This is a genomic window from Candidatus Cyanaurora vandensis (assembly GCF_013285555.1).
Taxonomy (GTDB): domain Bacteria; phylum Cyanobacteriota; class Cyanobacteriia; order Gloeobacterales; family Anthocerotibacteraceae; genus Cyanaurora; species Cyanaurora vandensis.
In genome coordinates this window covers 1-10,620 of the sequence record NZ_JAAXLT010000082.1, presented here as the reverse complement: position 1 = coordinate 10,620, position 10,620 = coordinate 1, and the positions used below count along the sequence as shown (strand labels likewise).

10 protein-coding genes and 2 pseudogenes are annotated in these 10,620 nt (G+C 53.8%); 7 read left to right on the top strand and 5 right to left on the bottom strand.

The genetic code is table 11. The features are described from left to right. Together HFM78_RS05350 and HFM78_RS05345 are read right to left on the bottom strand one after the other, a co-directional pair. Positions 1–365, bottom strand: a pseudogene (locus HFM78_RS05350) (apolipoprotein N-acyltransferase); the annotation flags it as partial. Further along, positions 316–1,518: an argininosuccinate synthase gene (locus tag HFM78_RS05345; protein WP_287128390.1), complete on the bottom strand. Its 1,203-nt coding sequence runs from the start codon at positions 1,516–1,518 to the stop codon at positions 316–318. The pseudogene HFM78_RS05350 and the gene HFM78_RS05345, both read right to left, overlap by 50 nt. A gap of 341 nt (positions 1,519–1,859) precedes the next feature. Here HFM78_RS05345 and HFM78_RS05340 point away from each other — a divergent pair, with 341 nt between their 5' ends. The 5 genes from HFM78_RS05340 (at position 1,860) to HFM78_RS05320 (ending at position 5,413) form a co-directional block, all read left to right on the top strand. Then, positions 1,860–2,528, top strand: a complete 669-nt coding sequence (locus HFM78_RS05340; protein WP_287128389.1) for a DUF262 domain-containing protein — start codon at positions 1,860–1,862, stop codon at positions 2,526–2,528. Between the two features lie 42 nt (positions 2,529–2,570). After that, entirely contained in the window at positions 2,571–2,933 is a 363-nt protein-coding gene (locus HFM78_RS05335; protein ID WP_287128388.1) for a hypothetical protein, read from the top strand. Continuing rightward, positions 2,930–3,364, top strand: coding sequence for a HEPN domain-containing protein (locus HFM78_RS05330; protein ID WP_287128387.1), 435 nt, complete (start codon positions 2,930–2,932; stop codon positions 3,362–3,364). Before HFM78_RS05335 ends, HFM78_RS05330 begins: the two co-directional genes overlap by 4 nt. Before the next feature lie 174 nt (positions 3,365–3,538). Then, positions 3,539–4,600 carry an AI-2E family transporter gene (locus tag HFM78_RS05325; RefSeq protein WP_287128386.1) on the top strand — a complete coding sequence of 354 codons (1,062 nt, stop codon included), beginning with the start codon at positions 3,539–3,541 and terminating at the stop codon, positions 4,598–4,600. A gap of 75 nt (positions 4,601–4,675) precedes the next feature. Beyond that, positions 4,676–5,413, top strand: a complete 738-nt coding sequence (locus HFM78_RS05320; RefSeq protein ID WP_287128385.1) for a TerC family protein — start codon at positions 4,676–4,678, stop codon at positions 5,411–5,413. 9 nt (positions 5,414–5,422) lie between these two features. On the opposite strand, the gene HFM78_RS05315 is transcribed toward HFM78_RS05320, so the two are convergent. Then, entirely contained in the window at positions 5,423–6,526 is a 1,104-nt protein-coding gene (locus tag HFM78_RS05315) for a DUF2325 domain-containing protein (RefSeq protein ID WP_287128384.1), read from the bottom strand. Positions 6,527–6,589: 63 nt separating this feature from the next. On the opposite strand from HFM78_RS05315, the gene hemB reads away from it, so the two are divergent. Both hemB and HFM78_RS05305 read left to right on the top strand, forming a co-directional pair. Further along, positions 6,590–7,579, top strand: coding sequence for a porphobilinogen synthase (gene hemB, locus HFM78_RS05310; RefSeq protein WP_287128383.1), 990 nt, complete (start codon positions 6,590–6,592; stop codon positions 7,577–7,579). Further along, the gene (locus HFM78_RS05305) at positions 7,569–7,883 is read left to right on the top strand and encodes a hypothetical protein (RefSeq protein ID WP_287128382.1); all 315 of its coding nucleotides are present in this window, start codon (positions 7,569–7,571) and stop codon (positions 7,881–7,883) included. Before hemB ends, HFM78_RS05305 begins: the two co-directional genes overlap by 11 nt. A gap of 25 nt (positions 7,884–7,908) precedes the next feature. Here HFM78_RS05305 and HFM78_RS05300 read toward each other — a convergent pair whose 3' ends face one another. After that, the gene (locus HFM78_RS05300; RefSeq protein ID WP_287128381.1) at positions 7,909–10,254 is read right to left on the bottom strand and encodes a glycoside hydrolase family 10 protein; all 2,346 of its coding nucleotides are present in this window, start codon (positions 10,252–10,254) and stop codon (positions 7,909–7,911) included. 17 nt (positions 10,255–10,271) lie between these two features. Further along, positions 10,272–10,620 (bottom strand): annotated as a pseudogene (locus HFM78_RS05295) (hypothetical protein); the annotation flags it as partial.

The following is a 10,620-nucleotide window of genomic DNA, read 5'->3' as shown; positions in this document are numbered from 1 at the left end:
CCCAACCACCAACCCAACCCCGCCCAAGCCGCCCAACTCAACCCTTCAAATAAACTGACGACAACCCATAGCCCCAGGGCAATGCCTAGACTCGGGACCTCGGCTATTCCCATCCAAGTCAGCGGATGAACCCCCAATAACCAGTGCAATAGGACCAGATAATACACACTCCCCGCGAGCCACCCCGCACCCATTGCCCCGCGCCCCGTCCCCTGCCTAAGCGCAGACCATAAGGGAACCAAGGCCACCCAAGCCAGGGGCCAAACCCCAATGGGCGGGGCCGCCAGAGCCAGCAACCCCCCACTGAGAACTGCTTTAAGGGCGGTGGACGGCGGACCAAACCTTCGTGGGAAGCCCCCAAACATAGATAAACCCCTCCGCAGCCCGGTGGTCAAAAGAGTCGCCCTGGGCGTAGGTAGCGAGGCCATTGTCATAGAGCGATTGCGGCGAACGGCGGCCCACCACCGTCGCTTGCCCCTTAAAAAGTTTCAATCGCACTTCGCCCGTCACTGTGGCCTGGGTACTCGTCAAGAAACCATCCAGAGCTTGACGCAGAGGGCTGTACCAAAGCCCGTTATAGACCAGTTGGGCATAGGTCGGCTCGATGTGCTGTTGCTTATAAAGCGAGACCTCACGGGTTAGCGTCATCGCTTCGAGGGCACGGTGACTGGCAATTAAAACCAACGCCGCCGGACATTCGTAGATCTCCCGCGACTTGATCCCCACTAGTCGGTCCTCTACGAGATCAATCCGCCCCACGCCATGACTACCCGTCAGGATATTGAGTTGGTCAATCAACGCCACCGGACCCAGGACCACCCCATCCAGACTGACCGGGATACCCGCTGTGAAACCCACCGTGACATAGCCCGGTTGGTCAGGAGCCGACTCGGGGTCCGTGGTCATGCCATAGATCTCAGCGGGCGGCTCCGTCCAGGGGTCCTCCAGACTGCCGCACTCAATGGACCGCCCGTAGAGGTTGAAGTCTACTGAATAGGGTGATTTCTTGGTGACGGGCGACGGGATACCGTAGCGTTCACCGTAGGCAATCGTCTCCTCACGGGTCATCCCCCATTCCCGTGCCGGGGCCAGTACCGTCAGGTACGGGGCCAAGGCCTTGATCGAGACATCGAAGCGTACCTGGTCATTTCCCTTGCCTGTACAACCATGGGCTACCGCATCACAGCCATGTTCCAGGGCAACCTCCACCAAGAGCCGTGCAATCAAAGGCCGTGCCAAGGCCGTCGCCAAGGGGTAATAGCCCTCATACATAGCGTTGGCAGCCAGAGAAGGCCAGATATAATCCGTCACAAAACTCGCTTTACCATCAGCGACATAGGCTGCCACCGCACCCGAGGTGAGAGCCTTCTGCCGAATCTGCTCCATATCCTCGTTCTGCCCCAGGTCCACCGCCAACGCAATCACTTCCTGAGCCCCCCATTCATGGAGCAAATAAGGAATACAGACTGAGGTATCCACCCCCCCGGAATAGGCCAGCACCACCCGCTTCGCCCGCATCGCCTTACCCAAATGTTGTGAACCCATTGTTACAGAGATTTACCCAAGAAGCCCCTCCGCTCCATACCCTGCCGGGCACAGGCGTGGTGGGGGACCAAGGTAAAAACACAGAAGAGCATTCTTAATTCTTGCTCCCCTACCCTGCTCGCCTGTGTCCGGCAGGGTAATGGCTATTTCTTCCTTAGGGGCTATGGGCTGTGCATAAGTCTTGAAGTTGTTTGTGAGATGCTTTAAGTCATGAGGAAAGTAGAAGTTGTCCTGCATGACTCCCTATAGATTTGAAATGCGCCAGGGTCTAGTGAACTATGCTAGCCTGACGGTGTTGTTGAAGAAGTAACAACATGGTTCAAGAGATGGTGCTCCAACAAGAAGAAGCAGTAGAGCCAGAGCCTGATGAAGTTTTGCCTCTCAAATACTCCATTACTAGTTATGGAGCTGACTACACCATTGATGGACTAATTAAACGCTTGAATCACAGTAGCATTTATGTTCCTGACTTTCAAAGAGGGTTTGTTTGGAAACCTAAACAAGCTTCTCGATTTATTGAATCGCTTTTACTGGGTTTACCTGTGCCAGGTATTTTTCTTTCTAAGGAAAAAGAAACTCAAAAATTGCTAGTGATTGATGGTCAGCAAAGACTGCGAACCTTAGAGTATTTTTATAATGGAATTTTTGCTAATACTAAAAAGGAGTTTTATTTAGAGGGTGTCCAGAAAAAATTTGAAGGGTTGACCTATAAAACTTTGACAGAAGATCGTCGTCGTCTTGATGATTCTATTCTGCATGCTACAATTATTAAAGATGAGCCTTCTGATGATGAAAGCGGCATTTACTATGTGTTCGAGAGAATTAATACAGGCGGGACTTATCTTCAACCACAAGAAATTCGTTCTGCTATTTACCATGGGAGGTTTAGTAAATTTCTGAGGACTTTAAATGAAAATGAGGAATGGCGTTCCATCTTTGGCTCTGTAAATAAAAATATGAGAGATCAAGAATTGATTCTCTGATTTCTCGCGCTTCACTATAATCGAGAAAGCTATGAAGAGCCGATGAAAGAATTCTTGAACAGCTTTATGAGTAGGAACAGAGAAATTAGTGACGAGAAATTTCAGGAGATGCAGACAATTTTCTCCAATACTATTCACTCAATTTTAACTATTGTTGGAGATCGGGCTTTCAGATCAAGTCCTGGAAGAGCCATGAACGCTGCAATTTTTGACTCTGTAATGGTTGCCACTGCTAAACGTCTTGAGAAGGGAGTTATTGGAAATCCTGAACTCTTCAAAAAATCATACTATGAGCTGCTGAGTAGTCAAGAATTTAAAAGTTCTGTTGAAAGATCAACTACTGATCTACAAAGAGTAGAACAACGTATTAAACTTGCAACAGAGGCTTTCGCAAACGTCCCATGAATAAAGAGGTGATGAAACCTAGAAGAAGATTAGATGACCTTTTTAAGAAAATCGAAATTTTCCCCATAGATGATTTATACATCCAGGCTCAATGGTCAAGGTATCTATGCGTACTGACATCAGGATTCCTTGAAGTTTCAATACGTGCGATTTATTCAGAATATGCTAAGGATAAATGCAATGCCGCGCCAAATATTGCTAAATTTGTTAGTACTAAACTAGAAGATTTCTACAACCCTAGTATGAAGAAGAGCTTAGCGTTAACAGCTTCTTTCAATCAAACTTGGGAAGAAAACTTGAGAACAGCTACAGAAGGAGAGTTAAAAGACGCTATAGACAGTATTGTGAATAACCGACACCTCATTGCCCATGGACAAGATGTAGGGATTAGCTACGTCAACATAAAAAAAATTTTACGAAAGTGCAGTTAAGGTTATTGAATTGATAGAACAACAATGCAATTCTTCTTAAAGTTAGCCTTTGGCTAGTGCTAATAAAGTGATACTAAGTTATATGTGAACATATGTGTCTAGCTCTGCTCATTCCGAAAGAGGTAATCTAGAAATATTCCCTCTACGCTAAGTGAAGACCCTAGGAGGACCAGCATGACGAGGCAGCAGTGGGCGTTGTTCGTGTTGACGGGGCTACTGCTTTGGGGAGCTTGGTTGGTGTTGGGTCCCTTCTTACCCGCGATTGGCTGGGCAGCGGTCCTAGCTCTGGTCAGTTGGCCTATCCATGAAAAAATTTATCTTCAGTTTAATAAACAGGCACTCTGGGCAGCGGCGGCGATGACGGCTCTCTTGTCCCTGGCAGTTATTCTACCTGTGGCCTTGATTGCAACCGGTCTAGCCCGTGATGCCGTGACGACTTACCAGACGGTCCAAACTGATGGTACCCTCAGTCTCGATTCGCTCAAAGCAAATTACAGTGCACTGGGCGGGGCGGCGGCACGTTTACCTGTGGTGGGTGGACCTTTACAGGATTTTTTGCGGGGGATTGACTTAGTCCAGATTCAGGGTTGGTTACAGGCGAGTGCGGGCCGGGTTCTTTCGTTTTTGGCTAACGCGGGTCAGACAGTGAGCCAAGCCTTGATTACCCTGGGCTTGATTATTTTCACGATTTTCTTTTTATACCTCAGTGGACGGGACTTGGTGCATCAGATCCGGCAGGTCCTCCAGCAGTTGGGCGGTGAACCTCTAGTCTCGCTGCTAGAACCCCTTGCGGCGACCGTGCAGGCAGTCGTGTTGGGGTTGGTGGTGACAGGAGCGGCGCAGGGCTTGTTGGCGGGTCTGGGGCTTTGGGTGGCGGGGATTAAGATTGCCCTTTTGTTGGGGGTGCTGGCGGCTCTGCTCTCGATTTTACAGATCCCGACCCCGGTAGTCTGGTTCCCCTGTGTGGTGTACTTGGCGGTCAATGGTGAAATCTGGCCTAGTATCGCGCTATTTTTGTGGGGAGCCATTGTCGTGGGGACCATTGATAATATCCTCAAACCAATTTTCATTAGTCAGGGCACGGGTATCCCAATTTTGCTTGTCTTTTTTGGTGTATTGGGTGGATTGCTGGCCTTTGGGACCCTAGGGATCGTGCTAGGTCCAGTGATTCTCTCGCTGTTGCTGACCCTGTGGCGCAGGTGGACCACGGCTATCCCAAAGAGAGTAGACGAATAAAGCCTAGTTCGGTTAAAACTACGAAATACCTCCCAACCCCAAGGCGGGAGCAATAACCCGTTCCCTGAGGCCCCCGTGGAGTGGTTGACTGACCCGAACATCTGGATAAGTTTCTTTACCCTGGCTCTCCTAGAGATAGTTCTGGGGATTGACAATATTGTTTTCATCTCGATTCTTGCTGGCAAGTTGCCCAAGGAACAGCAAGCCTCGGCGCGACAGATTGGGCTATTTCTGGCTTTGGGGTCACGGATTTTATTACTGTTCTCCCTGAGTTGGTTGGCGGGTTTGACCCAGACGCTCTTCAGTGTCTGGACGTTTGACTTCTCATGGCGCGACCTTATCTTGATTTTGGGCGGTCTATTTTTAATCGGTAAGGCGACTTTTGAGATTCATGGCAAACTTGAGGGCGAGGAAGAAGTTCCCGGAGCGACACAAGCTATTACTTCTTTTGGTTCGGTCTTGCTCCAAATTGTCTTGATTGACGTGGTGTTTTCTGTAGACTCCGTGATTACCGCCATCGGCTTGGCGGAGCGGTTGGAGGTGATGGTAGCGGCGGTGGTGGTTGCAGTCCTATTTATGCTGGTTTTTGTCAATCCCTTGAGTGAATTTATTGACCGCCATCCCACAGTCAAGATGTTGGCCCTGGCCTTCCTGGTCCTCATTGGCGCAAACTTAATCGCCGATGGTTTCGGACAGGAGATTCCCAAAGGCTACACCTATTTCGCCATGGCCTTCTCAGTGTTGGTGGAATTCCTCAATCTCCAACTCCGCAAAAAGCCGAGCGATTCTGTGCAACTCAACGAGCCACATTAGTCACTGGTCTCAACGACGACGACCATACTTATTCGCTAGGGCTTCTAGACCGCCATTCAGGTCCTCGGCACCGAGCGATTCCTCCGTCAGGGCTGGCGCGAGTCTTTGGCTGACAATATCGAGGAGTGAGGTCAAACCCGTCTTGTTGCAGGGGACGAGTTCCTGACTGTGGCGTTTACAGGCGGCACGGGCGATGTCTTGGAATTTGTGGGAGGCGTAGGGAGTCACGAGAATCACGAGGTCAGCATCTTTGACCACATCGGAGCGGTCGCGCACCTGGGTATCGGCTTGCTCCATGTCAAACCAAATCAACTCGACTTGGCTACCCACTAAGCGTTCCCGGACGCCATCGGACATATTGGGATGCCCCCCAAAGACGACCACCTGGCCTGCCAAGTGACCGTAGGTGAAAGGACGCGGGGTCTTGCGACTGGCCTGCCGGAGTCGGGCAATCCCGCCATCACCGCCCAGCATCGTGCGTGGGAGTCGCTGTTTTTGCGCGAAATCTACTAACCAATCCAAGGTACGAGCATGGCCCCGGATCTCCTTGGGCGGTTTGTCGGAGTTGTCTAGGTCGTTGATACGTTTCACTAAGATCTCGACCATCTCCTCGAAGCAACCAATCGCAACTAAGTCTTCTCGATAATCATTGACATAGATAGCAACATCACTGGCGATGAAATATTCGTCAGCCGCGAGGATCGTTTGTCGGATATCTTCCGCTAGATTTCTACGCCACTCATCAAGTCTTTGGGCCATAATTTGCTGGTCAGCTTGAAGTATGGCTTTACTCTCTTCATCTGCATACAAACGTAAAGCCATTTCCTCCGGCTGGGTCATCAAAACTGATAATTCATTGAGTTTATGGTTGAGGACGAGATAGGTGGGGTGGTCTTCGCCGAGTTCATAGGCTTCAGCTACGGTTTTAGCTAGTTCGTCGTGGACTATTTTTAACTCGTTAACTACCCGTTCTTGGTATTGCACCAATTTGATTTGCCGTTCCTGATCGCGGCGGAGGAGTTGTTCTTGTTCCCGCTTTTGGTTTAGGGCTTCTCTTGCCTGTCCCATGGCTAGGCTCATCTCTTGTTTCAACTGTTCTAGGGGATCAATCATCAGGTTTGGTCCATGCTGCTTCTCCATACTATCCTTGAAGGATAATGGCCTTGGCATCTTTCCATGTTCCCTAATCATCGTCCGCGTCGTCTCCGCTCTACCCCGGCCCTCCGGCGATTGGTCCGCGAAACTGTTTTGCGTCCCCAGGACTTGGTTTATCCGCTCTTTTTGGTTCCAGGACAGGGGATTGCCCAGGAAGTCCGCTCCATGCCGGGCGTTTACCAACTCTCAATAGATAAAGCCGTAGAGCAGTGTCGCAAGGTCCAGGACCTCGGGCTCGGCGGGGTGATCCTCTTCGGGGTGCCCGACGATAAGGACCTAGCGGCAACCGGGGCATGGCATGACCACGGCATCGTCCAACAAGGGACCCAGGCCATCAAACAGGCTTTACCGGAATTGCTGGTCATGGCGGATACCTGTCTTTGTGAATACACCAGCCACGGACACTGCGGGGTCCTCGCCGAGGCCGACACCACGGGGCGCGTCCTCAATGACCCTACCTTGACCCTGTTACAAAAAACCGCCGTGGCCCAAGCCGAGAGCGGAGCGGATATTATCGCCCCCTCCGGGATGATGGACGGGATGGTCCAAGCGATCCGTCAGGGTCTGGACGCAGCGGGCTTTACCGAGACCCCAATCCTCTCCTACGCCGCCAAGTACGCCTCGGCCTACTATGGTCCCTTCCGGGATGCTGCCGAATCTGCCCCCCAGTTTGGCGACCGGCGCACTTACCAAATGGACCCGGCCAACGGTAGTGAAGCCCTCAAGGAAATTGCCCTGGATGAACTCGAAGGGGCGGATATGCTCATGGTCAAACCCGCTCTGGCCTACCTGGATATTCTCTGGCGGGTGAAAGAAGCGACCCAGTTACCCGTGGCTTGTTATAACGTCTCCGGCGAGTACAGTCTCGTCAAAGCCGCTGCCCGTAATGGTTGGGTCAATGAGGAGGCGATTGTTCTGGAGACCCTGACCAGCATGCGACGGGCGGGGGCTGATTTCATCTTGACCTACCATGCCAAGGATGCAGCCCGCTGGTTGGGTCATGGCGGTTAGGGTCAGCTTGAACCAGCAGCGGTGGATCTTCGGGGGGCTCTTGGTCCTAACCGTGGCCCTGGGTCTATTGGCGGCAGTCTGGCTAGTCGTCTCGCTCCAAGCCGGGTCCACTGTCCTTGCCTTCGGACTGATCATCCCCCAGTGGGTCCTTCCGGCCCTCATGTTGTACCTCTCGCTGCGTAATCTCCTCCGGCTCTGGGGTATTCGTGCCCAGCTGCTGAACGGAACGGGGACTTTCGACCTATCGGGGACACTGTTGGGCCGGGTCTTGAATCCACCCAGCCGTCCTAATCGCAAGCCTTAGGGGTGCAGCCCAGCCCCGAACACAACTAAGGACCCGCAAGTAAACGGGGAAAAACTAGTTCGCCGTAGCGCAGGAGGGAGTCCATGGCAGCGAGGCGGTTGTCCCAGGTCTGGTTGCGGTAGGCGCGTTCAAAACGTTCAGCTTTGAGCCATTTTTGGATGTCGGCGCGGTACTCGGTGATGGAGGCACGGGCTTGGCGGATCTTGGGTACGGTGGGGCGGTCAGCCATATCCTTGAGTTGCTGTTGTAGTTTGCGGGTACCACTGCGCCAGAGGGTGATGGAGTTGGGGTCAACGACAATCCGGTTGTCCTTGAGTAGGGCCTCCCACTCAGCGGCCTGGAGGTCAAAGCGTTCCTGGACGGTTTTGAGGGGCTGGCGGTGGGGGATGAGGGCGGAGACGGAGGTGGCCTGCCGGAGAACTAGGTCCAGTTCAGTATTTAAGTGGGCGGCGGCAAAGAGGGAGTAACCGCTGGAGGGGAGGTCCCGCACGGCTTGGATTTGGTCACGTAACTGAATCTGAGGCAAGTCCTGGAGGTTGACGCTGGGCAAAAAGAGGACGGGGAGTTGTTCAACGGGGTTGAGGATCGGTTCGACTTCCTGTTGGAGGGCACGGGTGTTGAGTTTGTAGGTCATCGGCACGAGCATATCCACTTGGCCCTGTCTGGCCCAACTCTCCCAATCCTGCTGGAGCTTGGTGAGTCGTTCGCGGTTCTCGTAGGGATAGACCGCAGCGGAGAGTAAAACCTCGGGGCGGCGGCGGCGGGTCTGGCTGGAGACCGCTGCCACAAAATCACTTACCTGACGGGCTTTGAACTGGTTCCACAACCGGATCAGCGAGATGTCCTTACTGGGGGATAAAACGAGGGGGTCTACGCCGTGGATGGCGCGGAAGTTAACCCGGGCGGTCTGGCTATAACCGAAACTGTGGGTGCCCTGGAAGGGATAGCGGATGTAGTCGAGTTGCAGCCCGTCTACAGCGTAGGTAGTGAGGATTTCTTCGTGGATTCGGCTGAGATAATTACGAGCTTCGATATTCGCCGGATCAATCCAATATTCATTCTGACCCCGGGGCCGGAAACTACCCTGGTTATCGGTCATCCCCCACTCGGGCCGACGGCTCAAGACGGGTCCGGGGTAGGTCTCGGGCTGATTCACTAAACGGTTGTGGCGACTGTTGCCCACGGCAAAGGTCCAGCACCAAGCATGGAGTTCCATCTTGCGCTCATGGGCCAGGGTGACGGCGGCAGCGAGGGGGTCCCAGCCCTGGGTGAGGGGGTTTTGTTCAAAGGCGACGCGGCTGGGATAGATGGTATAGCCCGCGTTGAGGGTTTCAAAAAAGACAGTGTTTATCCCGGCCTGGGCCAAGAGGTCAAAAACTCGGCGTAGACCCTCCGGGGACCCGGCCTGAACAATCGTGCCCCGGTCAAGCCAGATGGCGCGGACTTCGGGGGGGGCATTGGTGGGGACGATGGGGTAATTGCGCCACAGTCCCTCGACGGCACTCTCCCAGAGGACTTTGGCTTGGGCATCTTCGCCCTGTTGGATCAGTTTGGGGAGACGGGCTAGGGTCTGGTGGGCTTGGGCGACGGCGTTGCGGTAGGTGGGGCTGAGGGGGTCTCGGCTGGCACTGGCAATGTTCTCAATCCGGCCTAGGAGGTTGGTCAACTCCTGGCGCATGGTCAGGATCTCGACGGGAGCGATTTTGATGATGGCGCGGCTGAAGCCCGGTAGGTGGCGTTCGACGGCGGCGGAGAGCCAACTGCGGTCAAAGCTCATATTGGCACTCTGGCCCCACTGCCAACCCAGGTAAGTGACGCGCTCGGTACTGAGGACAGCGGCGGGGGTCTGGGGGGTATCCCAGTTAGCCACCACGACAGCGGGGCCGAGATTGGTGAGGGTCCCGGCACCTTCCACGCTGTTAGCGCGTTCTGAGCGTTGCCAAGTCGGTTCACTACTGACCAGCTTGAGGGCCACAGGCAGATCCAGGCTACTACTCCAGGTGACACCGACGAGTTGTTGGAGTTGCTGTTGGACTTCGAGGCTGGCGTTGGGGGCGAGGGGTCCGCTCACAATTAAACGTCCGCCCCGGTTGGCCCATTCCGTGATCGCTTGCACTTCATTGGCGAGTAGGACATCCACGTTGGGTAAAAAGAGAACCGCAACCCCCTGGAGGGTGAGAGCGTTGAGTTGGGAGGCCGGAATGGTGCGGTAACTGAGGTTGCGGAGACTATCGCGCACCGGGAGCCACTGGGGGTCATTCTCGGTGGCAGTGGCGCGGACCACGGCAAAACGGACTTCACTCGCCGCCCACACCCCAGGTACCCAAGTCAGAACAAGAGCTAACCAGAGCCCCAACACACCACGCTTCACTAACTCCACCTCACAACTTAGATGACCTCACTGACCGGGAAACGGTCCATCAGTTGCTGGGCCAAGGCCGCGTTTTGAGTGAGGGACCGGGGTAAGCCGGGAGTATAGGGGATCTGACGTAACAGGTCAAGGGTCCGGCGCAGCAGGCGCACGAGATCGCCCTCGTCCAGGTTGGTCAAGCGGCCCAATTCATCCCAACTCACGCCTGATGCCCATTGTTCCACTAAACCCGCCAACTTTATCTCCAACCAGCAGGGGGTAAAGACTTCCTGGCGACGCTGACATTTCATTAAGTCGCGGCGCACATGACGCAGACCCTCGGTACTGGTCTCGACGGCGGGGGAGGGCAGGGTCGTGACCCAGGTG

Bases quoted from the DNA above. Each gene is read 5' to 3' on its own strand.
- HFM78_RS05315 (WP_287128384.1), bottom strand. From the start codon at position 6,526: ATGATTGATCCCCTAGAACAGTTGAAACAAGAGATGAGCCTAGCCATG.
- HFM78_RS05330 (WP_287128387.1), top strand. From the start codon at position 2,930: ATGAATAAAGAGGTGATGAAACCTAGAAGAAGATTAGATGACCTTTTT.
- hemB (WP_287128383.1), top strand. From the start codon at position 6,590: ATGTTCCCTAATCATCGTCCGCGTCGTCTCCGCTCTACCCCGGCCCTC.
- HFM78_RS05340 (WP_287128389.1), top strand. From the start codon at position 1,860: ATGGTTCAAGAGATGGTGCTCCAACAAGAAGAAGCAGTAGAGCCAGAG.
- HFM78_RS05335 (WP_287128388.1), top strand. From the start codon at position 2,571: ATGAAAGAATTCTTGAACAGCTTTATGAGTAGGAACAGAGAAATTAGT.
- HFM78_RS05305 (WP_287128382.1), top strand. From the start codon at position 7,569: ATGGCGGTTAGGGTCAGCTTGAACCAGCAGCGGTGGATCTTCGGGGGG.
- HFM78_RS05325 (WP_287128386.1), top strand. From the start codon at position 3,539: ATGACGAGGCAGCAGTGGGCGTTGTTCGTGTTGACGGGGCTACTGCTT.
- HFM78_RS05345 (WP_287128390.1), bottom strand. From the start codon at position 1,518: ATGCGGGCGAAGCGGGTGGTGCTGGCCTATTCCGGGGGGGTGGATACC.